The sequence below is a fragment of the Psychrobacter sp. FME13 genome (genome assembly GCF_014861395.1).
Taxonomy (GTDB): domain Bacteria; phylum Pseudomonadota; class Gammaproteobacteria; order Pseudomonadales; family Moraxellaceae; genus Psychrobacter.
The window spans coordinates 1-22,666 of the sequence record NZ_RRYV01000045.1 but is presented as its reverse complement, the minus strand read 5'-3'; the positions used below and the strand labels follow the sequence as shown (position 1 = coordinate 22,666).

The window sequence follows — 22,666 nt, the reverse complement described above, 5'->3', positions numbered from 1 at the left end:
TGACTATCTCTGCGAGCAGTTACGCTCGCCTAGACTGATTGTTGCGTAAGTCCTAAGTAAATTGATAGGCATCAGTCTCGGTCAATGTTTGTGTACGACTGAATGCGCCTTTGTCGCCTGATTTTTGCTCATTGGTCAACTGTTTTACGATCGTATTGGGGTCAATACCAAAGCCAATGCCCTGCTCTTTTAGCATCTGATAGCTATAGCGTGACTGTCCGACATAGTTATCATCGCGGTATAATTGCAAAGAACCATCGACCCAAGCTGGTGTCAAGAATGGTGCTGAGGCATACCAATAGCCAGCCGTTTCCACACTTGGTGTACTGCGAATCCATAATTTACTGCTACCGGACTGCTCATCAATGACCGTTCGCACATGCCTGCCATCGCTTGGAATACTAACGCGCTGTGGTAATCGATACTCGGTAATACCATTTTTATTTTGGCTACTCACGGTAAAGCTCGGTAGCGGAGAGCTAGCTTCAGCAGTTGGTTTATATTGCACAGAAGAGCTTCTACGCATTGCTTTTGGCGATGGTATTGGAGCGGCATCAGCCATCATCATAGATTCCTCTTCGTATAAAGACAAACGCTTCACATTAGGTAGCCGACCAGTGGTGTTTTGATTGGGGTTGACTGAGCTCAATACCAATGGAATATTTAGCCAGTTTTCACCAGTTTGTTGGGCGATAATCGCAGAGGCAGTGATATTAAGTTGCTTGGTATCAGTATTTAGGCGGGCTTGATATGTCGGCTCCCAACTAGCGCCACGCACTTGATAGTGTAATTTGGCAGTACTTGGCACTCGACTGGCTGTACGCACACTCACTTGGGTCACACTGTTTTGCGTGGTGGTCGTACTACCTGCCATCAACTGATTAAGCGCGTCTTGCGCACTGGCTTGACGTTTCTCAAGGTCTAGTATCCGCTTATTTACGTTTACTGCTTGTGCTTGCAAATCATTGGTATTGCTAGCCAGCGTACCTTCCATACTGAGTTGCGTCACTTTGGCTAGATTCTGCAAATATAACTTGGTTAGATAAGCCGCTTCTAACTCAGCATTGACGCTAGCCAAATTATCCTGTTGCGTCTGCACTTGTGCATCGCCTTGATACTGACACTGCGCTGCTTGCTCACCGCTCAATGTTTCAATACTGACTTCGCCAACATTGACATTTCCTAGCGCCTGCACACTCACACTGTCTTTATCCATAGAAGGTGACAAACACGAAAATATAAGCGTCTGCTCACCACTCCCATCAATCGGTAGAGTACGTGTGACACTGGCCAAACCTTGATAGATAGTGACGTTTTCTACACTGCTTACAGCAGCTTGTGCACTAGACATACTAAAAGTAGCACCACTCAGAAATACAATCGGCATAAAGGTAGATGTAGCCATTTTTTTGGCCAGTCGTAATGAAATAGTACTATCTGTCGAGATAGTTGGTTCTACTAAACGTGGTTGCATGGATAATTCCTCAAAGATAAAAATGACCACGCCATTCGACTAAGGCCAGGAAAGAGTCAGAAGCAGTATAACTCAATACATTAAAAATAATACCGTAGCGTTTTTGCAACTTTTTAGCAACAAATGTCTTTATAAATAGAAACGCTCTGTTTCTATCGTTTGTATTATTTCGCTATTTATTCCCCTTTATGGTGCAACTTGCCAAAATCCATGCACTATATTAAAGATAAATCTTCATAAATTTCAATTATTAAGCCGTTATTTGCCAAATAGCTGGACTTTTTGATTGGCACGAAACTTGAACTATTAATCACTGTTAAGTAACAGCAATTTTATCTTTTGTGTTTATTTAGGAGATGTCCATGTTTTCGTTACCGACTCTAACTAGCCCTCAATTTAGTGAATCAAACCCTCACAACAAACTCAAATCACGCGTGTCATTATTGACCATTGCCGTGGCGGGTAGCCTGAGTTTAATTGGCTGTCAAAAGCCTGCAGAGACTACACCCTCAACCGAGACAACAGCCGAAACCACTACAGAAACAACGACTACCCCTGCTGCTGATGGTGACACGATCAAAGTGGGTATATTGCATTCGCTATCTGGCACCATGGCCATCTCTGAAACGTCTCTTAAAGACACTGCATTAATGACCATTGACGAAATCAACGCCAATGGTGGTGTGCTCGGTAAGCAACTAGAGCCAGTCGTCGTTGATCCCGCTTCTGATTGGCCATTGTTTGCTGAAAAAGCACGCCAACTACTTACTCAAGACCAAGTAGATGTTATTTTTGGTGGTTGGACGTCTGTATCACGCAAGTCCGTGTTACCAGTGGTTGAAGAGTTAAACGGCTTAATGTTCTATCCAGTACAGTACGAAGGTCAAGAACAATCAGAAAATATCTTTTATACAGGCGCGGCACCCAACCAACAAGCCATTCCAGCCGTCGAGTATTTGATGAGTGAAGAAGGTGGCGGTGCAGAGCGCTTTGTATTACTAGGTACCGATTACGTCTATCCACGCACCACCAACCAGATTTTAAAAGCATTTTTGAAATCAAAAGGTATCGCTGATGAAGACATCATGGAAGAGTACACGCCATTTGGTTTTAGTAACTATCAAACCATCGTCTCCAACGTCAAAAAGTTCTCAACGGGCAAAAAGACAGCGGTAATATCGACCATCAATGGCGACTCAAACGTTCCGTTCTATCGTGAGCTTGCCAACCAAGGTATTGACGCCGCAGATATTCCAGTCATGGCGTTCTCAGTTGGTGAAGAAGAACTGCGCGGTATCGATACCAGCTTATTGCAAGGACATTTAGCGGCATGGAATTACTTTATGTCGATTAAAAACCCAACCAACAGCGAATTCACCAAACGCTATAAGCAATACGCACTAGACCAAAACCTACCCAATGCTGAAAAAGTCGTGACCAATGACCCAATGGAAGCCACCTATGTGGGCATCAATATGTGGAAACAAGCCGTCGAACAAGCTGGCACCACCGATGTCGACAAAGTACGTATTAGCATGGCAGGACAGACGTTTGATGCGCCATCAGGCTACACACTAAAAATGGATGAAGAAAATCATCATCTATGGAAACCCGTTATGATTGGTCAAATTCGTGCTGATGGACAATTTGATACGATTTTCAAAACGCCAGAGGTGATCCAAGCACAGCCATGGAGTGAATACATTCCGAAATAAATCTCTTACCTCAAAATTGGTAGTGCTAGGCGCATGAAACAGTACAGCGCCTACGCTCTACCTTTATTTTCAACCTATTTAGATGACTGTCGAATAAATTGAAGACATACCCGAATACGCTAAGTAATAGAACCTAGAATTTGTTGACCGTGAAGAACAGGGAGCCGCACATGCAGCGTCACATCTTATGCCCCACTGCAGGACAAACAGCATCTACTAAGCATGGCAATCATCAACAAGCACCAATAAGTGGGCTAATAAAGCACGCTGCGATTTTTCCAATATCTATATCTCTGCGGCTACTTGCTTTGACTGCACTATTTATAACAATTTTTGCCACTTCTGCACATGCGCACCATGACGGTCCAGCACATGACCATGATACGAATGCTGCGCATAGCGAGCAATCACAGATCACGCCTGCAAGCGTATCTAGCTCTACTCAAGCCACCACCTCAGATACTTCAATAGCAAACCCTGAAAACTCAAACGACACCATTGAGCAATTTGTAGCAGGTGACTTTAGCCAGCGGCAAGCTATGTTGAGTGATTGGCCAGGAACCGTCGAAAGCTTAGACAATTTGGTTGAATACATTGCCAATGATGAGCTGTATCAGGGCAATGGCGGACAAACTTATCTACTCAATGCCGATGACCAGCTATTTACCTATCCTGATAAAACAGAAACGACCGACTGGCCCAGTGATTTATCCCAAATTACCTTAACCAATGCGTTACGCTCAGCACTTGTATTTGGTCAAGCAAAGGTCAAGCTCGAATCTGACAAGCCCGCACAGCGACTACAAGCAGTCGATATTCTAGCCAACAATATCAATCAAGTAGATCCAACCATTATTACGACAGCAGCAGCAAATGAGGACAATGCGAAAGTCCAAAAAGCGCTGACTGCCCTACAAGCTCGTATTGACTTTAAAAACGGTGATTTACCCACTCAAATAGCAGCCGTAAAGCTACTTGCGGATAGTGATAGCCCACAAGTATTAGTCGATATCGAGTCTGCCCTTGCCGCTGATAATTTGGACTCTGCACTTAAAGCGGCGCTTATCGATGCTGAATCCAGCGTGTCACGCCGTATTGAAATCAGTACATGGACAGGTCATATTTTCACAGGTATGAGTACGGCCAGTATTTTATTGCTAGCGGCGCTTGGCCTTGCGATTACCTTTGGACTTCTCGGTGTGATTAATATGGCGCATGGCGAGCTGATTATGATTGGTGCTTATACCACCTATATGGTTCAAAACGCATTTCAAGCTTATCTGCCAGATATGGCAGGCTGGTATTTGCTTGCTGCTATTCCAGCGGCATTTTTAGTCAGCGCTATTATCGGTATGATTATTGAGCGCATTGTGATTCGCCCATTGTACGGTCGTCAGCTAGAAACCCTATTGGCGACCTTTGGGGTGAGTCTGATTTTAATGCAGTTAGTACGGATGATTTTTGGTGCGCAAAACGTCGAAGTCAGTAACGTGGCTTGGTTAAGCGGTGCATATCAAGTGTCATCGAGCCTTGTACTGCCTTACAACCGTATTGCCATCATTGTGTTCACTGTCATCGTCGTGGCACTGTTGGTGTACTTGCTCAACAAAACTCGCTTTGGATTATTTATACGAGCAGTGACACAAAACCGCCAAATGGCGAAAGCAGTTGGTATTCCTTCTGCGCGTATCGACATGATGGCCTTTGGCTTAGGCTCTGGACTTGCCGGCATGGCAGGCTGTGCGCTTGCTCAAGTGGGCAATGTGGGTCCTGACTTGGGTCAAACCTATATCATCGATACTTTCTTAGTCGTCGTGGTAGGCGGTGTCGGTCAAGTATGGGGCGCAGTATTAGCAGCCTTAGGACTCGGTGTCAGCGGCACGGTGCTTGAGATTGGTATCGGTGCAGTCTTGGCCAAAATCGTATTGTTGGTTCTTGTGATTCTGTTTATTCAGAAACGGCCACAAGGTTTGTTTGCACTCAAAGGCCGCTTTGTCGAATAAGGAGACTCCTATGATATTGACTAAACTGCTGTCTGATACACCGCGTGGTGCCGTGTTAATTGGTTTATGTTTTGCCGTACTATTAATACTACCTTGGCTACATCTCATACCAGAAACCTCAACATTTCATCTTTCAGCTTACTGGATTACGCTCATTGGTAAAATAATGGCACTGGCTATGGTCGCTTTGGCATTAGATCTCGTATGGGGTTATGCCGGTATCTTGAGCTTGGGACATGGTCTCTACTTCGCCTTGGGCGGTTATGCATTTGGTATGTATTTAACGCGCGAAACAGCAGGCGATGCGCTTCCAGACTTTATGCGATTTTTGAGTTGGACGGAAATACCATGGTATTGGGCTGGCACCCAAAATTTTTGGTGGGCAACAGCATTAGTAGTCTTAGTGCCAGGCCTCATTGCCTTTATATTTGGCTTCTTTGCTTTTCGCTCCAAAATCAAAGGCGTTTACTTTTCGATCATCACTCAGGCGATGGTCTATGCAGCCGCATTATTGTTTTTCCGTAACGAAACTGGCTTCGGCGGCAACAATGGATTTACTGGTTTTACCACCCTGCTAGGCTACGACATCACCGCTGCCTCTACCCGTTCAATGCTATGTTTCGTCACAGCCTTGGCGTTATTAGTATCTTATATGGGTTTGCGTCATTTGATGAATCAACCATACGGACGAGTACTTGGTGCTATTCGCGATGGCGAAAATCGCTTGCAATATTTAGGCTACCGAACATTATGGTACAAGCTATCTGCTTGGGTACTATCAGCCGTCATTGCAGGCATCGCAGGCGCACTCTATGTACCACAAGTAGGCATTATCAATCCGAGTGAAATGAATCCAGTTAATTCTATCGAGATGGCAGTTTGGGTAGCGACAGGTGGTAGAGGCAAATTAATTGGAGCAATCTTAGGAACCGGTGTGGTCAATTCGGTCAAAACTTACTTCACTGTCGCCTACCCTGAGTTTTGGCTATTGATTCTAGGTGGACTGTTTGTCGTCGTCACGCTGTTTTTACCCAATGGCATTATGGGTCTGTTTGACCGCTTCAAAAAGGAGAAGTATTGATGTTAAAGGACAAACTGTTATCGGTTGAACAACCTACCAAAGAACCGTCTGAATTTGACCACACTGATGGTCGTGATGGTCTCACTCATCCCAAAAAATCAGGTGCTGACTTTAGTCATGGTATTGCTCTATATCTAGAAGAATTGAGCGTTTGGTTTGATTCATTTCGCGCACTCAACGACTTATCGTTATACATTGAAGAAGGTGAGCTACGCTGCATCATTGGTCCAAATGGTGCGGGCAAAACCACCCTGATGGACGTTATCACTGGTAAAACTCGCCCTACAGAAGGTAGCGTGTTTTTTGGGCAAACCCATAACCTTGCCAATATGTCGACCGAAGAAATCGCTGAAGCGGGCATCGGTCGTAAGTTTCAAAAACCGACTGTCTTTGAAAACTTTACAGTAATGGATAATTTGTTATTGGCTGCCCCCAAAGACAAGCGTGTCATGCAAAGCTTATTTAACAAACTCAGTGCTGATACTCGCGATACGCTTGACGCTACCCTACAACAAATCCGCCTGACCGACAAAATCAACAAGCCAGCCGGATTGCTTTCACATGGTCAAAAACAATGGTTAGAAATTGGCATGCTGTTAATGCAAGGCCCCAAGCTAATTTTGCTTGATGAGCCTGTGGCAGGTATGACTGATGCAGAAACTGAGCATACTGCCGAGCTGTGCTTACGCCTGAAAAAAAACCATACCTTAGTCGTCGTCGAGCACGACATGACTTTTATTGATGCTATTAGCGAAAAAGTTACTGTATTGGCACAAGGTGCAATTTTGGCCGAAGGTACTTTAGCCGAAGTGCAAGCCAATGAAGCGGTGATTGAATCCTACTTAGGTCGATAGAAAGTGATTTAGATAAATCAGATAATATTAGAGAGTTGCATCTTAGGAGAAGATTTAAATGTTAGGAGACAGCCATGCTAGAAGTTAACGCTATCAACCAATACTATGGTGGCAGTCATATTTTACGGGACGTCTCGCTGACAGCACCCGTTGGCGAGTGCAGCGTGGTACTTGGTCGTAATGGTGTGGGCAAAACTACCCTACTCAAATGTTTGATGGGAATACTGCCTATCAAATCAGGAGAAATTCTACTCAATGGCAAAGACATCAGCAAACTGTCTCCTGAGCAACGAGTAAGGGCAGGTCTCGCTTATGTGCCCCAAGGCCGCGATATCTTTTCGACACTGACCGTAGAAGAAAACATCTTAATCGGCATGGCCAAATTTTCACGCAGTAAGGCCAAGCATGTACCCAAACATTTATATGATATTTTTCCGGTACTTGATGAAATGAAGCATCGCCGCGGTGGTGATTTATCTGGCGGTCAGCAGCAGCAACTGGCCATCGCTCGCGCTTTAGCCTCCGAGCCAACGGTGCTAATTTTGGATGAACCCACCGAAGGTATTCAGCCATCTATCATTAAAGATATTGGCCGCGTGCTACGAGACTTAGCGGACAAAGGCGACATGGCGGTTGTATTGGTCGAGCAGTTTTACGAGTTTGCTGAGGAGCTGGCAGATAACTACACTGTCTTGTCACGTGGCAAAGTAGTATCTCAGGGCGCAGGCGATACGATGGTCGAAAACGAAGTACAGGATTTGGTCGCCATTTAGTGATATTCACTCATAACAACCTTATAGTGATTAGAGCGTGTCTTTATTTTAAATAATGATAATTGACATAAGACAACGCTCTATATCTCGTTATAAAACCTTTTTGCAATCACAACGGTTTGTCCTATTTCATTTATTACCTTACTGGCTTCCTACCCTATACATTCTCCCCTGTATCAACCGTTCAACTTCTCGATGTTAACTGCTTGGCATCATAGCAATTGTGTATGCTGGGCGCATGAAATTTGCTATGATAGTCAGCACTTTATTACCAATATTATGATGCCATTATGATGATTCACCCTCAGTATGATCCTGTAGCATTAGCCATTGGGCCTGTTGAAGTCCATTGGTATGGGCTAATGTATTTGCTAGCATTTGCTGCCGCTTACGGACTAGCGTGGTATCGCAGCACCAAACGCGATAACTGGACTAGCGACATGGTATCCGACCTAGTGTTCTTTGGTGCACTTGGTGTGATTTTGGGCGGCCGTATCGGCTACGTCTTGTTTTATCAATTCGGTGAATTACTACAAAACCCTGCGTATCTATTTAAAGTCTGGGAAGGCGGTATGTCATTCCATGGCGGCTTGATCGGCGTCATGCTTGCGATGTTTTATTTCGCTCGTAAGTATAAGAAGACCCCATTCCAAGTATTGGATTTTATCGTGCCATGTGTACCAACTGGCCTATTATTCGGACGTATCGGCAACTACATAAATGCCGAGCTGTGGGGCCGTGTCTCTGACGGTGGCTATAACTGGCTCACTTACTTCCCACAGGCGGCTAGCGTTGACATGCAGCAGCTACAGGCTAACCCTGCGCTACAAGACATTATGACTGAAGTCAATGGTCAGTACCTATTGCCTCGTCATCCTTCACAACTATATGAAGCACTTGCTGAAGGGCTGCTGTTATTCTTATTATTATGGTGGTATTCCTCAAAACCACGTCCTCGCATGGCAGCAACAGGCGTGTTTATGTTGGGTTATGGCGTGAGTCGTTTTATCATCGAGTTCTTCCGTCAACCGGATATTGACCAAGGATTCATCTTTTTAGGCTGGATAACCAAGGGGCAAATGCTCAGCGCTCCGATGATTGTTATCGGCTTTATCCTACTCATCTATGCCTACAAACGCGGCATCTATGACTGGGGTAAGCAAGCGGCTTATTAAGCTACATATCTAACAGCATATTAAACCATACCGACGAGCATTTTTATGATTAACAGCAATAACGAGCAGGGCTATTTAGATTTGCTCCAACACGTTTTGACCACAGGCACCGAAAAAGGCGATCGTACTGGCACTGGTACGCTAAGCCACTTTGGCGCACAGCTACGCTTTGATTTGGCGTCAGGGTTTCCGCTATTGACCACCAAAAAAGTTCATTTCAAATCCATCGCTTATGAGCTATTTTGGTTTTTGAGTGGTAGTACTCACGTCGATTATCTGCAAGCCAACGGCGTGCGCATTTGGAATGAGTGGGCTACTGCCGAGCAGACGGCACGCTTTGACCGTCCTGCTGGTGACTTGGGGCCTGTCTATGGTCATCAGTGGCGCAACTATGGCGCAACGAAAGACGATGCTGGTAATTATAATGCGGATGGTGTCGATCAAATCACTCAGGTCATTGAGCAAATAAAGACCAACCCCAATTCACGACGCTTGATTGTATCTGGCTGGAATCCAGGCGAGGCCGATCAAGTTGCCCTACCGCCTTGTCATACCATGTTTCAGTTCTTTGTCGCGGACAATAAACTGTCATGTCAGCTCTATCAGCGCTCAGCAGATTTATTTTTGGGTGTACCATTTAATATTGCTAGCTATGCGCTACTTACCCATATGGTCGCGCAAATCTGTGGTTTAGAAGTCGGCGAATTCATCTGGACAGGTGGCGATTGCCACATTTATCAAAACCACCGTGAGCAAGTTGAGCTACAGTTGACACGTTCGCTATATACACTGCCTACATTGGTACTCAACCCTGATATTGATGATATTTTTGCCTTTACCTACGAAGATATTAGTGTTGAAGGTTACGAGTCACATCCTGCTATCAAAGCCAAAGTGGCTGTATAGCAGCACTTGTTTGATTGACTGCTGTAAATCAGCTTAGCATTATAAAAAATAATAAAAAGGATAGATTATGAGTTATGCCCACACCGAAGTTGCCCAAATCGCCGCGATTAGTAGTAACCGCTGTATCGGTAAGGATAATGAGCTGCCGTGGCATATCTCAGCAGACTTACAGCACTTTAAAAAAATGACGACCAAACAAAATGATGGCGGGATACAAGGTATCGTCATTATGGGTCGTAAAACCTTTGAGTCGATGGGCAGCAAACCTTTGCCAAAACGTGTGAGCTTTATCATCAGCAGCCAACTGGATTATGCGGAACAAAAAGACCTAGTTAGCAAGGACAATGCTCATGTGGTACATAATCTAGACGATGCGCTGACACAAGCAGCCAGTCTGGCACATGGCGCGCATCTTGACACCATTTGGGTCATTGGCGGCGAGCGTGTCTTTAGTGAAGCATTAATGTATACCGACCGCATCGAATTGACCCACGTCGATACCGAAATTACCGATGGTGATGCGTTCTATCCTGAGTTACCAAGTGAATTTGCAGTAGTAGAAGAGTCTAAGCAGATGCACGATGAGAAAAGCGCGTTGGATTTTAAATTTGTGACTTATAAAAATGCGGAGAAATAAGAAGTAATGAAAAAAACTTTACCATTTTTACTGCTCTTCGCATTTATGACAGGCTGCCAAAGTCTACCTCAACGAGAGCCTGTTATAGTTCCTCCTACAGTTATGCGCTCCGTAGATTTTACTCTCCCTTCTCAAGCATCGAGAAGGATGAACTTTGGAGAAAGTTTGGACCTTATACTTACATTAAATATAAATAAGAAAGGCACAGTTGACAGGGCTAGTATTCAGAAATCGTCAGGTAATCGACACCTAGATAGAAAAGCCACTATACAGGCCCGCAAAATGATATTCCATGCGGCCACTGAAGACGGTAAATTCATAGAATCAACTGTAAGCTTACCTATTGTTTACAAAATGGTTGAAGTTGATATGCACCACTGAGCTATATCTATTTACTCATGCAATACTTTATAAACCGTTTTTGCGAGCACAGGACCAATACCTTGCACGCCTGATAGCTCTTGTTGGGATGCGCCAAGTAGTTGCTGCATACCGCCAAAATGATTGAGTAAGTCACGGCGGCGCTTTTCACCCAGTCCGGGTATCACCTCTAGTACCGACGATGAACGACGCTTGTCGCGTTTCTTACGGTGCGCCGTAATCGCAAAACGATGCGCCTCATCACGAATATGCATCAGTAAGTGTAGCGCCTTACTATCCATCGGCAAATCTAAAGGTTCATGATCGATAAAGTGCAATACTTCAAGCCCAGCCTTGCGCCCTTCCCCTTTTGCCACACTAATGAGCAAGGTGTCACTCAGAATGTCCAACTCGGTCAGCACTTCTTTAGCAATACCTAGCTGACCTTTGCCGCCATCAATCAATAGTAAATCAGGCAATGGCTGTTTCTTATAACGTCGAGTCAGCACTTGTTTCATCGCTGCATAGTCATCACCGCCTTGGATGTCATGGATAGCGTATTGGCGATAATCCCGTCGGCGCGAGCCACCTTGATCGAACACCACACAGCTGCCAATGGTCGCCTCACCCATGGTATGAGAGATATCAAAACACTCAATCCGGTCAATGGTACGCTCGGTGACATCGGTCAATACATCTTTTAGTGCCCCGAAGCGCGCATGCAACTCTAAATAGTCGCCTAGCTTGGTTTTTAGCGCATTATTAGTGTTCAGTTTTGCCAAGTCTAGCCATTCGGCACGGTGCTCACGCACATTGGTTTTGATAACCACTTTACTACCGAAATGCGTCGCCAGTGCTTCACTGACCGCCACCTGATCGGGTAATTCGTGACTCAAGATAATCTCTGCAGGCAAATCATCCGTTACCTGAAAGTAGAATGAAGTAATAAAAGCAGAGAGATTGTCCGCAAGCGATTCGCTGCTGTCGACATCAGGGAAGTAATTCTTACCGCCTAGTACGCGACCGCCACGGACGGTCAGTACATTGACACAGGTCATACCTGCCTGACTGGCAATGGCTATCACGTCGGCCTCACCTTGTACGGTATAGACAGCCTGCTTGGCCTGCACCTCACGCAGCATAGACAGCTGATCGCGATAAAAGACCGCTTTTTCAAAATCCAACTCTTCGGCGGATGCTTCCATCTTTTCAATCAGTGCGCTATGAATGTCGCTAGAATCACCCTTTAAAAAGCGAATGGTGTTATTTACATCTTCTGCATACTCGTCAGGTGATACCAAACCCACACAAGGGGCACGGCAACGCTTAATCTGATATTCCAGACAAGGGCGCTTACGTTGTTTAAAAAAAGTATTGGTGCACTGGCGCATTTGAAACATTTTTTGCATCAGCACCAAGGTTTCTTTTGCCGCGTGAGCAGAGGGAAACGGCCCAAAGAATCGACCTTTTTGATGATTGCCTTTACCGCGCCCATAAGCCAACCTTGGATAAGGCTTGTCTGCTGAGATAAATACATACAAGTAAGACTTATCATCACGCAATAGCACATTGTATGGCGGGCGATACTCTTTAATCAGGTTTTGCTCAAGCAGCAATGCCTCGGTCTCACTACGGGTGATAATGGTTTCAATATCATGAATCCGTGCCACTAGTGCCCGAGTCTTTGGATGATCGATTGTCTTAGCGAAGTAGCTATTCACACGGCTCTTAAGCGATTTGGCTTTACCCACATACAGGATATCACCGTTTTTACCCAGCATCTTATAGACGCCTGGCAAATTTGGTAGACGTTGAATCAAATGTTTAAGACGGGCTTTTTTATCATCGACAGGACTAGATTCTGAGACATTGACCATAGAATTTATTGCTCTCAAGATACTGATATATAGCTAGTTATGGGGCGGTAGTAAGCGTTTTGCAAGCCAGTTATCATGACAGCGTTGCCCATAAAAAAGCCAGCACCAAGGCTGACTTTTATTGACTAACAAACTGCTGTTATTAATGCCAATTGATGAAAGTTAATGACGGAAGTTCTCCATCAATGCTGGGATGCCTGGTAGCATACCAACGATAGCCATGACACTGGTCAATACCACAAACATAATACCAGGTATGATCCAGCGGCTCATTTTCGTTAAATTAGAACTACGCTCTTTAGAGCCAATCAAACCTAAATTATCAAGCAATAAAGTAATTGACCAACCGAATGCTGGGTTAACTAGCGCAGATGCGAATACGACAATAGCGGCAGATTGCGTGGTTTTGCCTTCTCGAGTCATCTCCATGCCAGCTTCTAGCAATGGGATAAATACACCCACAATCAATGCAACACACATCACTGGCTGCCAGATAGCCAGATCCATTGGATAGCCCCACACCCCTGCGATAATACAGAATAAGGCCGTTAACAAAGCACCGGCAGGAATTGGACGCTTGGCAATTGCCGCTGGAACAATGTAAGTACCCCATGATGATGCAAAGTTAGCACCACCTAGTACAGAGCCTGCGACCTGACGAATTGAAGCACTGGTCATTGTATCATCGATATCCATTAGCACTTTTTCAGTACGTTTAGGATAGCTGATTTTTTGGAATACTTGATGACCTAAGAAATCTGGCGACCACATCGCAACGGCTAAAATAGCAAACGGCAATACCACAATAAAGCTTTCAACTGTTGGTAGTCCAAGCATCCAACCTGTGTTTTCACCCCACCAATACATAGGGTTCATATGTGGTAAACCTGGTGCTGTTTTAAACTCAAAAGGTGCACCCAGTGCAAAGGCAAGTCCACCACCTAACACACAGCTTAGTGGGACTGCTAGCCAGCGTTTTTGCCAATGTTCTAGTAATGCGTATAACAAAATCGTTGCTAGAATAATAAAAAAGGCAATATGCGACATGCCGATACTCTCTGACCAGGCAAACAAGTTTTTAACCTGTGAGGTGGTACCGATAAACCCTAAGTAAATCAAAAGGCCACCGCACACACCCTTACTGGTTAAGTTGGCCAGCAAGCTCCCTCCTTTACTGATAGCAAGCAGCAAACCAAAAGCACCAATCAATAGGCCAAAAGCCATTGGATGCCCGCCAGCGGCTACTACAATAGGGATAAGTGGGATGAGAGGACCGTGAGTACCAGCAAGGTTGGCCGTCGGTAGTAAAAATCCTGAAAACAAGATAATAAAGAATGAAACGATTAATAGCTCATAACGAACGTTCTCTAAAACAAACGCGTCGCCCAAACCAAGCGGACCTGCAAATGTTGCGGCAATCGCGCCTACCATAACGACTTTACCAATCGTCGCGGCCATGGCTTGAATGGTATCTTCAAATTCAAAACGGTAATCACGGAATGGTAAATTGGCGCGCCAGCGTTTTGGCTGCATGATTTGTAATTCATGGTTTAGATAATCATCACGACTTTCAAAACTCGAACTTGGTTTGTGCAAATCAAGATAGCTATCTGATAGCTCCGTGTCATAATTAGACGGCTGCTGATTAGACCCTGGAGAAGGGATCTGAGTGTTACTCATCACATTTCCTTGTGTCGACTGAGGCTTTTGTTTACTGATAATTTATTAATGTGACTCTATATAAAATAAAGTAACCATTAAAAATTGCAAGCCATTGTATGACATGGGAACTGGAAATGCGAGCATATAAGTATGTAAAGATGCTATATATATCACTATATTTCATAACTTAAAGTTTTTATTATAATTTTTTGGAAACTTAATCAACTATTAAATTGACAAAAAATATCAAATATTAGCTACTAATACTTAATATCAAAGCCTCTTGTTGACAGACATCTATATACGTTTGTTAACTTTTAACGGCATAATTTTTATACTATCTCGGCATTAGTTACGCTTTAAGTCTAGCAGTTTTGCTGTTTTTTACTTATGATAAATACCCTTTAATTATTAGAACGTATTGAATATTTACAAACAGCGCGTGTCCTCAATTCAATCGATAGTCTTCCATATGGGCTAAAATGGTGAATCCTTAACACGCCTTATTCTTTTACATAGTTTTCAAAAAATTGACGCCATCGGTATAACTAAAAAATCAAAAAAGTAATAGGATGAATTCATGAGTTTACTACCTACCAATTTTGAGACTTTAAAACGTCGAGCAAAACAAAGCATCCTACCCTTGCTAACCCCACACTTACTTAAGCTGCGTATCAACACTTATGCCCCTTATGTCGGTGCAGGTATCAAAATCGATCACATAAGTCTTGACCAAGGTCTATGTGTCGTCAGTATGGGACTAAACTCGTTAAACAAAAATATCGTCGGTACTCAGTTTGGTGGTAGTTTGTACTCGATGGTTGATCCCTTCTATATGATTATGCTGATGCATCAATTAGGTAGTAGCTATGTTGTCTGGGATAAAAGCTCACATATTGATTTTGTGGCACCGGGCCATACCAAAGTAACGGCACGAATGAAAGTTGCCAGCTCAGAAATCATTACCATTCAAGAATTAGCAAAAGATGGTGACGCTGTTTTTCGTGAATATAAAGTCGATATAGTCGATGAACAGCAAAAAGTTATTGCGACTGTCACAAAGACGATATATATCAGACTGCGTAAATACAGTAAATCCAAAAATCAAACCAGTCGTATAGACAATTTGGATAGTGACAGCTAAGACGCTGCTAAGCGTCTAACTCTTAAATTTTATTTAAAAGCCCACATACAAAAACCCCAACCTAGCTTGCGCATAGATTGGGGTTTCGTCTTTTTTGGTATGGCCCGCTTATTTATATGATAAACCTATTAATAAGGGCTTGTATCTACTTTTGCTTAGTTGCCTTGCCATTTAATAGAAGGCTTAGCAACTAAGCAAGTTTGAGCATCTGCTCAAACTTATGCTTTAGCGGCAGTTTTCTTTGGAGCAGCTACACGCGGAGCAAGTTTTTCGCGGATACGTGCTGATTTACCAGAACGCTCACGTAAGTAGTATAGTTTCGCACGGCGAACAGCACCACGGCGTTTCACTTCAATGCTGTCAATGATTGGTGAATGCAATTGGAATGCACGCTCAACACCAACACCGCTTGAGATTTTACGTACGGTAAACGCTGAGTTTAGACCGCGGTTACGCTTAGCAATTACAATACCTTCAAAAGCCTGTAAACGCTCACGATCGCCTTCACGTACTTTTACTTGAACCACAACGGTATCGCCGGGTGCAAAGCTTGGGCGCTCAATCAATTGAGCATTTTCGATGACCTGAACTAATGGATGCTTGTTGCTCATGAGAGTTATCTCCTCACATTAGATAATAGAGGCTTAACGCATATCACCTGTTTGTAATAATTAATCGCATCTCTTTATGGTGAGACGCAACGTAAATGGGTTATAACCAAAGGCCACTATGCGATGACCTGTTTATTGTTGCGCAAAATTTGTTTCTTAACCGTTTATCAAATCAATCATTTATAAGATGGCTTTTATCAACGCTACTCTTATGAATGCTGTTTTTTGTCTGCTTTTGCCAATGCTTTTAGCCACTTAGCTTGTTCTACCGTTGGTGTAAATGCCTGCCACAAGTCTGGACGACGCGCTTGCGTGCGACTGACTTGCTGACTAAAGCGCCACTTAGCGATATTGGCATGGTGTCCTGACAGTAAAACATCAGGTACTGCCATACCAGCGAACTCATGTGGTTTAGTATAGTGTGGGCAGTCAAGCAAGCCATCCACAAAGGAGTCTTGCTCAGCAGACCTATCATCACCCATAATGTCAGGCAGACGACGTATCACGCTATCCATAAGTACCATTGCTGGTAGCTCACCACCGGTCAGCACATAATCACCTAGTGATACCTCCATATCAACATATTGCGATAGCAGGCGCTCATCTATGCCTTCATATCGACCGCACAATAAAATCATGCCATCGTATTCCGTCATATCAACAACTCTACTCTCACTGAGCGTTTGCCCTTGTGGCGACATATAAATCACCGGACAGTGCTCACTGTCAACACGGCAGCCATATTGACTAGCCCGCAAGCGCGCATCCTCGATAGCTTTTGACAATGGCTCAGCCATCATCACCATCCCAGGACCGCCACCATAAGGGCGCTCATCAATACGGCGATAGTTATCAGTGGTATAATCACGTGGATTAATGCATTCAATCGCCACTTGATTCTGAGTGACTGCTCGACCTGTGATACCAAAATCACGAATCGTAGCAAACATCTCAGGAAAAATACTAATGACGGCAAAATACATCTAATATCTACTTGCACTGTGGCTATTAATGGTTAAATGAATCGGTATGATTATCGATGATAACTAACAAAAAAGCCGAAGCTTGTCTCGTTAAAGCTGGTATCAATAATCACTTGGCCATGCCACAAGCACTGTTTTTTCAGTCATATCGACCTGTATTACAGTTTGTTTGTGCCATGGAATCAGGCGCTCTTCACCATCTAAACTATCTGAATTTGCCGTTACACGCATGATGTCATGGGCACCGGTCTCAAACATCTCAGTGATATTGCCTAAATATTCATCTTGCTCGTTCATCACCCGCAAGCTGACCAAATCCGACCAATAATATTCGTCTTCAGCTGTCTCAGGCAAAACGTCTTGTTCGACCCAAACGGTAACACCGTTCATGGTCTCAGCAACATTGCGATCAGGAATCTGCTCAAATTGAGCCACAATTCCTGTGCCCTGCTTACGCCAAGCTTTAACAGTTAAAGGTTTCATGCCAGTGGCAGTTTTCATCCACCACGGCTGCATGTCAAATATTGCCGTACGATCTTCTGTATCACTAAACACCCAAAGCCAACCTTTAATACCGTAAGGCTTTTTAAGCTGGCCAATTTTCATAAGGGCACTAGCGTTTGGAGTGGATGACATAACGGCTAACCTAACATTGATTAAAACAGCAATTGTAAATACATTTCAATCAAAAGCGATAAACGCAATCAAAAGCGATAAACAGTTAATGGCGTACCCTGGCCAAGCCAGTTACGCTATGTTTTCTAAAGTCTATAACAACAAAAACTTAAGCAGTTGCTTCAGTTTGAGCGGCAGACTTGTTGTAAGCTTTTACTAATGAAGCAACGCGATCTGAAGGTTGTGCACCTTTTGCGATCCACGCATTGTACGCTTCCATATTTAGACGTACTGCTTCTTCAGACTCTTTAGCGAGTGGGTTAAAAAAGCCGATGTTTTCAATGTAGCGACCGTCACGCGCGCGGCGTTGATCAGCAACAACAACTTGATAAAATGGGCGTTTCTTGGCACCGCCCCGTGCTAAACGAATAACAACCATGTGAATTCTCTCTTTCGCAGGTATACCAAAAAGGGCATAATTATATCACAGTCTTTATTTATTGAAAACATAAACTATGCTTATTTAATTATTTATTAACAATAGCTTAAACGCTAGTGGATGTGAACATAATTGCGAATTGCCACCACTTTTCAAACTACCATATCGTACTATCCTTGATATCAGATTGTTAACATAATCATCCGTAGATATCGAAATGGTTTATAAATGACACACCACCCTAAAGCGCTCAGTATCCCTAGATGATTGTGTTAATCTATAGAGCATCGACTATGTGCTATTTACCCAATCACTTAATAACACTATATGTCGTCAGAATAAAAGCGATGATACTCGCAATGCTAATGCTTTGCTTTTCACAAAGCTAAAGTACGATAACGCTTAAACATACTCTAATAAAATCTTTTTCAATATGTTGGATTTATATGACTATCTCAAACCCAAAACCACGTCGTAAAGGTTGGCTAGCACGCTCCTACTCCAATACTTGGCTGACAACTTTGATGGTTTCCTTCATTGTCCTTATTAGTGTTGGCTTATCGATTTTATTCTTTTGGCGTAGCCTTTATTTACCGGAGCTAAAAAATCATGCTCGCTATTTAACAAGCGAGCTACAACTAATAAATAGTGTTAATAAAGATTGGCAAAATAACCCTAAGGTCCGCCAATGGATTTATCAGCACTCTCATGTCGTAGTGGTAAATAATCCTAACGACTTTCCAGAAGTGTCTGATAAGGCTTTTGTTGGAGTCTTTACCGATGTGTTGCAACGTGAAATTGGTGCGCAGTTAGGTCGTCCTGTTGAGGTGTACTTTAAATTCAAGCCAACACCGCAGCTTTGGATACAAGATAGTCGTGATGACAGTTTTTGGATTCGTGAACCAGTGGTTTATTATTCACAGTACAGTCCTGGGTTATTGGTGCTCTTCCTCATTGGGCTACCTATTTTATCGCTACTAACCATTATCCTACTAGCCAGGCAGCTAAACCGTCCATTACGCTATTTGCAACGTGCAGCAACCAACTATATTCGTCTTGGTCATGCAACCACTTTACCCACGCAAAAAGGTCCCACAGAGATACGTCAGGTCAATATGGCATTTAACCGCCTATTCACCACTTTAAACCAAGCGCAAAAAGAACGTACCATTATGCTTGCTGGTATCTCACATGACCTACGTACACCATTGACTCGCATGCGTTTGACGGCAGAAATGCTACCAGATGACTTTTTTCGGGAAGGATTAATTTACGATATTGAAGATATGGATGCGATTTTAGAGCAGTTCATCTCTTTTATGAAAGACGGCTCGGACGAACCAGTGAGTTTGACCAATTTAGATACCATATTTAATGAGATTATGGTGCAGTTTGCGCCAATAAAGTTTATTTATCAGTCAGAGTGTGACAAGGTTGTACCCGTACGACCGTTATCTATCAAACGCCTGATTATCAATTTGGTCAATAACGCAAATCGTTATGGCAAACCACCTATTTATCTCTCAGCCACTGTTGTACCAACTTTTACAGAAACAGTTGAAACTGAAGATAGTGAGGTAGTTACTGAAAGCGCGATTAATAAAGAAGCTCAAGAAGAGTTAATGATATGTGTACGTGATTGCGGTGATGGCGTTGCAGAAGACCAGTTAGAACGTATTATGCAACCATTTGAACGTGGAGAGACCGCACGTACCACACAAGGTAGTGGACTGGGACTGGCTATCGTTAGCCGAATTGCAGGATTACATCATGGTAAGGTCGAAGCAATCAACCACCCCGATGGTGGTCTACAAGTCTGTGTACATATTCCTTTACTGTCTAAAGTTGCTGGAGATCAGACCATCGCTTCTGATACAGAAGACACCCTTGTGTCCAATGATGATGTGCTAGATAAGAAATACTAAGTATTGATAATACATACTCAAAAACACCTGATGGTGGTTTTAAATACTTCTAAAAAAGCACCTTGATTACTAAAGACTAGCAATGCTCCGTATATCCTAGTCTCTAGTTCCAATAGTAGGAGGGATATAGTTGGCGCTATTAGTAAACTCTAACGGCTGGGTAATGCTTTCTTTTGCTGCTTTTAATGTTTGAGTTGTTGATGGTTGCTGCAAGAATAAATAATAACCCAATGTTATCGCATTTAACACGACCAAACCACCAAATAAATACGGCATTCTTTATCTTCCTTTGCTTCTAGGCTGTTTTCAAAAAACTATTTTTGAAACATTTATCGTTAATCAACTACTGATAATTATTTCATCTAAAGACATCAAACCAATCTATAGCTTATTGATTCATATATCCGCTATTCCTTATCCAAAACCCCGTTATTACTTATCATCAAAATCACGCTCACTCTTTTCTTGCGTCAACTCATCAGCAGCCAGGATTTGTGTCAGTGGCTTAATAGGCCATGTCATAATAAATCGGGCACCACCAAGCTCTTGGCTCTCATCAACTTTCATATTACCATTAAACCAAAAAGCAATGCGCGATACAATAGACAAACCTAGCCCATAGCCACCCGATGCTCGCGTACGACTGTCATCTAAACGCGAAAATGGAATAAATACTTTTTCACGATCTGACTCTGGAATCCCATGCCCATCATCTTCAACGCTCACAAAAGCATTGCCTTTTTTCACTCCAGCACTAATGACTATCGTCGTCTCTGCATAACGTAGTGCATTACCTGCAAGATTTTGGATCACACGATGTAAATATCGTTTATCTGCAACGGCCGTCACTTTAGCGCTTGGTAGCTTGGTTACAATTTTTATTGGCTTGCCCAAAGCATTAGTTTCTCGCTCTATCTGCTCAAGTAACTCTCTTAAATTGACGGGCTCTAAATCCAACTTGGGCGAACCTTCCTCTAGCTTTGCATAGGTCAAAATCTCATCAATCAAACCATTAAGCGACTCAATATCTTCATCGATATAATCACGTTGCATAAAACGTGAGTCCTCATCGTCAGTATCAGCAAGCATATCAACAGCAAAGCGAATACGAGCCACAGGGGTACGTAATTCGTGTGACACTGCTCTTGTCAACTCTCGCTGCGACTCAATCAATCGTTTGATATGTGAAGTCATCGCATTAAAAGTCGCAGATAAGCGCGCAATTTCATCTTGTCCTATTACTTGAACCTGAATGTCCAAATTGCCCTTACTGACTTCATTGACACCAACCTGAATCAACTGCAATTTACGCTCAAGCGGGAAAATCAATGCATAGACACCTAAACTAATCAAAAACATGCTGATAAGGATCATACTGATAATTAAATTGAGTGGGAACCAATTGAATAACGGTACTGGACCGATCAAAATCGCCATATCGTTGATTTCAGAGGGTACAACTATTTTGATAGCCGAACTTTTACTACTATTGGTATCTTGTAATGAGATAACCACCTCATCACGGCGCAAGCGCCCCATTTGATCTGTATCTAAATTAAGTGTGTTTACTGCTTTAAACTCTAACGGAAAAGAGAACTTTTCTTCTAACTGAGCCAAACGTGCACGTTTATCAGACAACGTCATATGGTAAGACAAATCATCCAAGAGAAACACCGCTATGGCTCTTACTTGCTGCTCGGTCACTTGCGTTACTCTTGCTGTTAAGACGCTTTGCTTATCAGGCAAACGATAATAAACATCAGCGTATACAGGCTGAGCAACATAGCGAACAACCGTATCTCCATTTTCAAAACGTCGCAATTCACTGGCATTAAAATCTACCTCGTCAATAGGTACAATACTAAACTCTGCACCAAATAAACTGCTAGCGTCAGACAACCAATATTCACGCTGCTCTTCATTTCTCTGATGCGCAATGCCTTCGCTCACCAAATGAAAGGCACCTGTTGCCATACTTTCACGATAAGACTGTACACGCTCTTTATTAATGGTATCCATCAATAACTGAGCAAACAATGCCACACATAGACAGACTATGAGTAGTCCTGCATAAATACGAACAAAGATACTGTGTTTTAAAGAAGAGACTAATGACATACGCGCCGTAACCAACTTAATAAATAAAAACTGCTGATATCATTCAACATATAAGCGCTGTATTATATGCTGAATAATTCTGAGAACGGTTGAATAAAGATAACTACGGACTACTGTATTTTGGTTAATACATAATATTCATCTAAAGCCATACCTATATAACCTTTACTTAATCAGCACCCACTCTAATTACCTAATTAAACCACATAACACTGCATTTAAGTCTTAGATTAACACATGAAGTGCAATACCAAATGCAAGGTGAAAAAAAGACCTAGATGCGCTAGCATCAAAGTTTTTATCCACCGACCAAA

At 43.1% G+C, this 22,666-nt stretch carries 19 protein-coding genes and 1 pseudogene; 11 read left to right on the top strand and 9 right to left on the bottom strand.

Annotation, left to right across the window (positions count from 1 at the left end; translation table 11 throughout):
- Nucleotides 1–52 precede the first annotated feature (52 nt).
- The gene (locus tag EI164_RS07670; protein WP_192519391.1) at nt 53–1,474 is read right to left on the bottom strand and encodes a DUF4139 domain-containing protein; all 1,422 of its coding nucleotides are present in this window, start codon (nt 1,472–1,474) and stop codon (nt 53–55) included.
- Nucleotides 1,475–1,836: 362 nt separating this feature from the next.
- Here EI164_RS07670 and urtA point away from each other — a divergent pair, with 362 nt between their 5' ends.
- From urtA to EI164_RS17490, 9 genes and pseudogenes are all read left to right on the top strand, one after another.
- A complete protein-coding gene (gene urtA / locus EI164_RS07665) occupies nt 1,837–3,189 on the top strand; it encodes an urea ABC transporter substrate-binding protein (protein WP_192519390.1) in 1,353 nt (450 codons plus the stop codon).
- A gap of 170 nt (nt 3,190–3,359) precedes the next feature.
- Nucleotides 3,360–5,192, top strand: coding sequence for an urea ABC transporter permease subunit UrtB (urtB, locus tag EI164_RS07660; RefSeq protein ID WP_225739172.1), 1,833 nt, complete (start codon nt 3,360–3,362; stop codon nt 5,190–5,192).
- A gap of 10 nt (nt 5,193–5,202) precedes the next feature.
- Nucleotides 5,203–6,273, top strand: coding sequence for an urea ABC transporter permease subunit UrtC (gene urtC, locus EI164_RS07655; protein WP_192519389.1), 1,071 nt, complete (start codon nt 5,203–5,205; stop codon nt 6,271–6,273).
- Nucleotides 6,274–6,365: 92 nt separating this feature from the next.
- A pseudogene (gene urtD, locus EI164_RS07650) lies at nt 6,366–7,127 on the top strand (urea ABC transporter ATP-binding protein UrtD); the annotation flags it as partial.
- Between the two features lie 74 nt (nt 7,128–7,201).
- Nucleotides 7,202–7,900 (top strand): urea ABC transporter ATP-binding subunit UrtE, encoded by a 699-nt coding sequence (urtE, locus tag EI164_RS07645; RefSeq protein ID WP_192519387.1) that lies wholly within the window; start codon nt 7,202–7,204, stop codon nt 7,898–7,900.
- Between the two features lie 290 nt (nt 7,901–8,190).
- Nucleotides 8,191–9,075 carry a prolipoprotein diacylglyceryl transferase gene (gene lgt / locus EI164_RS07640; protein WP_192519386.1) on the top strand — a complete coding sequence of 295 codons (885 nt, stop codon included), beginning with the start codon at nt 8,191–8,193 and terminating at the stop codon, nt 9,073–9,075.
- Between the two features lie 45 nt (nt 9,076–9,120).
- The gene (locus EI164_RS07635; protein ID WP_192519385.1) at nt 9,121–9,981 is read left to right on the top strand and encodes a thymidylate synthase; all 861 of its coding nucleotides are present in this window, start codon (nt 9,121–9,123) and stop codon (nt 9,979–9,981) included.
- Nucleotides 9,982–10,048: 67 nt separating this feature from the next.
- A complete protein-coding gene (locus EI164_RS07630; RefSeq protein WP_192519384.1) occupies nt 10,049–10,618 on the top strand; it encodes a dihydrofolate reductase in 570 nt (189 codons plus the stop codon).
- A 6-nt stretch (nt 10,619–10,624) separates the two neighbouring features.
- Nucleotides 10,625–10,999: a TonB family protein gene (locus EI164_RS17490; RefSeq protein ID WP_192519383.1), complete on the top strand. Its 375-nt coding sequence runs from the start codon at nt 10,625–10,627 to the stop codon at nt 10,997–10,999.
- Nucleotides 11,000–11,010: 11 nt separating this feature from the next.
- Here EI164_RS17490 and uvrC read toward each other — a convergent pair whose 3' ends face one another.
- Nucleotides 11,011–12,855, bottom strand: a complete 1,845-nt coding sequence (gene uvrC, locus EI164_RS07620) for an excinuclease ABC subunit UvrC (protein ID WP_192519382.1) — start codon at nt 12,853–12,855, stop codon at nt 11,011–11,013.
- Between the two features lie 162 nt (nt 12,856–13,017).
- Nucleotides 13,018–14,535: a DUF3360 family protein gene (locus tag EI164_RS07615; protein WP_192519381.1), complete on the bottom strand. Its 1,518-nt coding sequence runs from the start codon at nt 14,533–14,535 to the stop codon at nt 13,018–13,020.
- Nucleotides 14,536–15,097: 562 nt separating this feature from the next.
- On the opposite strand from EI164_RS07615, the gene EI164_RS07610 reads away from it, so the two are divergent.
- Nucleotides 15,098–15,661 (top strand): DUF4442 domain-containing protein, encoded by a 564-nt coding sequence (locus tag EI164_RS07610; RefSeq protein WP_192519380.1) that lies wholly within the window; start codon nt 15,098–15,100, stop codon nt 15,659–15,661.
- 218 nt (nt 15,662–15,879) lie between these two features.
- Here EI164_RS07610 and rplS read toward each other — a convergent pair whose 3' ends face one another.
- The 4 genes from rplS to rpsP form a co-directional block, all read right to left on the bottom strand.
- On the bottom strand, nt 15,880–16,272 hold the full coding sequence (gene rplS, locus EI164_RS07605) for a 50S ribosomal protein L19 (protein ID WP_192519379.1): 393 nt from the start codon (nt 16,270–16,272) through the stop codon (nt 15,880–15,882).
- A gap of 209 nt (nt 16,273–16,481) precedes the next feature.
- Nucleotides 16,482–17,255: a tRNA (guanosine(37)-N1)-methyltransferase TrmD gene (trmD, locus tag EI164_RS07600; protein WP_192519378.1), complete on the bottom strand. Its 774-nt coding sequence runs from the start codon at nt 17,253–17,255 to the stop codon at nt 16,482–16,484.
- A 102-nt stretch (nt 17,256–17,357) separates the two neighbouring features.
- Nucleotides 17,358–17,891, bottom strand: coding sequence for a ribosome maturation factor RimM (gene rimM / locus EI164_RS07595; protein ID WP_192519377.1), 534 nt, complete (start codon nt 17,889–17,891; stop codon nt 17,358–17,360).
- 148 nt (nt 17,892–18,039) lie between these two features.
- A complete protein-coding gene (gene rpsP, locus EI164_RS07590; protein ID WP_068038349.1) occupies nt 18,040–18,309 on the bottom strand; it encodes a 30S ribosomal protein S16 in 270 nt (89 codons plus the stop codon).
- Nucleotides 18,310–18,755: 446 nt separating this feature from the next.
- On the opposite strand from rpsP, the gene EI164_RS07585 reads away from it, so the two are divergent.
- A complete protein-coding gene (locus EI164_RS07585; RefSeq protein ID WP_192519376.1) occupies nt 18,756–20,234 on the top strand; it encodes an ATP-binding protein in 1,479 nt (492 codons plus the stop codon).
- A 96-nt stretch (nt 20,235–20,330) separates the two neighbouring features.
- Here the strand turns inward: EI164_RS07585 and EI164_RS07580 are convergent, their stop codons facing one another.
- Both EI164_RS07580 and EI164_RS07575 read right to left on the bottom strand, forming a co-directional pair.
- Nucleotides 20,331–20,510, bottom strand: a complete 180-nt coding sequence (locus tag EI164_RS07580; RefSeq protein WP_192519375.1) for a hypothetical protein — start codon at nt 20,508–20,510, stop codon at nt 20,331–20,333.
- Nucleotides 20,511–20,666: 156 nt separating this feature from the next.
- A complete protein-coding gene (locus EI164_RS07575; RefSeq protein ID WP_192519374.1) occupies nt 20,667–22,352 on the bottom strand; it encodes an ATP-binding protein in 1,686 nt (561 codons plus the stop codon).
- Between the last annotated feature and the right edge of the window lie 314 nt (nt 22,353–22,666).

Excerpts from the sequence above, each read along its gene's own strand:
- urtE (WP_192519387.1), top strand. The coding sequence starts at position 7,202 with ATGCTAGAAGTTAACGCTATCAACCAATACTATGGTGGCAGTCATATT.
- rimM (WP_192519377.1), bottom strand. The coding sequence starts at position 17,891 with ATGTCATCCACTCCAAACGCTAGTGCCCTTATGAAAATTGGCCAGCTT.
- EI164_RS07610 (WP_192519380.1), top strand. The coding sequence starts at position 15,098 with ATGAGTTTACTACCTACCAATTTTGAGACTTTAAAACGTCGAGCAAAA.
- uvrC (WP_192519382.1), bottom strand. The coding sequence starts at position 12,855 with ATGGTCAATGTCTCAGAATCTAGTCCTGTCGATGATAAAAAAGCCCGT.
- EI164_RS07585 (WP_192519376.1), top strand. The coding sequence starts at position 18,756 with ATGACTATCTCAAACCCAAAACCACGTCGTAAAGGTTGGCTAGCACGC.
- urtB (WP_225739172.1), top strand. The coding sequence starts at position 3,360 with ATGCAGCGTCACATCTTATGCCCCACTGCAGGACAAACAGCATCTACT.
- EI164_RS07575 (WP_192519374.1), bottom strand. The coding sequence starts at position 22,352 with ATGTCATTAGTCTCTTCTTTAAAACACAGTATCTTTGTTCGTATTTAT.
- urtA (WP_192519390.1), top strand. The coding sequence starts at position 1,837 with ATGTTTTCGTTACCGACTCTAACTAGCCCTCAATTTAGTGAATCAAAC.
- EI164_RS07615 (WP_192519381.1), bottom strand. The coding sequence starts at position 14,535 with ATGAGTAACACTCAGATCCCTTCTCCAGGGTCTAATCAGCAGCCGTCT.
- EI164_RS17490 (WP_192519383.1), top strand. The coding sequence starts at position 10,625 with ATGAAAAAAACTTTACCATTTTTACTGCTCTTCGCATTTATGACAGGC.
- EI164_RS07580 (WP_192519375.1), bottom strand. The coding sequence starts at position 20,510 with ATGCCGTATTTATTTGGTGGTTTGGTCGTGTTAAATGCGATAACATTG.
- rpsP (WP_068038349.1), bottom strand. The coding sequence starts at position 18,309 with ATGGTTGTTATTCGTTTAGCACGGGGCGGTGCCAAGAAACGCCCATTT.
- EI164_RS07635 (WP_192519385.1), top strand. The coding sequence starts at position 9,121 with ATGATTAACAGCAATAACGAGCAGGGCTATTTAGATTTGCTCCAACAC.
- EI164_RS07670 (WP_192519391.1), bottom strand. The coding sequence starts at position 1,474 with ATGCAACCACGTTTAGTAGAACCAACTATCTCGACAGATAGTACTATT.
- lgt (WP_192519386.1), top strand. The coding sequence starts at position 8,191 with ATGATGATTCACCCTCAGTATGATCCTGTAGCATTAGCCATTGGGCCT.
- urtC (WP_192519389.1), top strand. The coding sequence starts at position 5,203 with ATGATATTGACTAAACTGCTGTCTGATACACCGCGTGGTGCCGTGTTA.
- rplS (WP_192519379.1), bottom strand. The coding sequence starts at position 16,272 with ATGAGCAACAAGCATCCATTAGTTCAGGTCATCGAAAATGCTCAATTG.
- trmD (WP_192519378.1), bottom strand. The coding sequence starts at position 17,255 with ATGTATTTTGCCGTCATTAGTATTTTTCCTGAGATGTTTGCTACGATT.
- EI164_RS07630 (WP_192519384.1), top strand. The coding sequence starts at position 10,049 with ATGAGTTATGCCCACACCGAAGTTGCCCAAATCGCCGCGATTAGTAGT.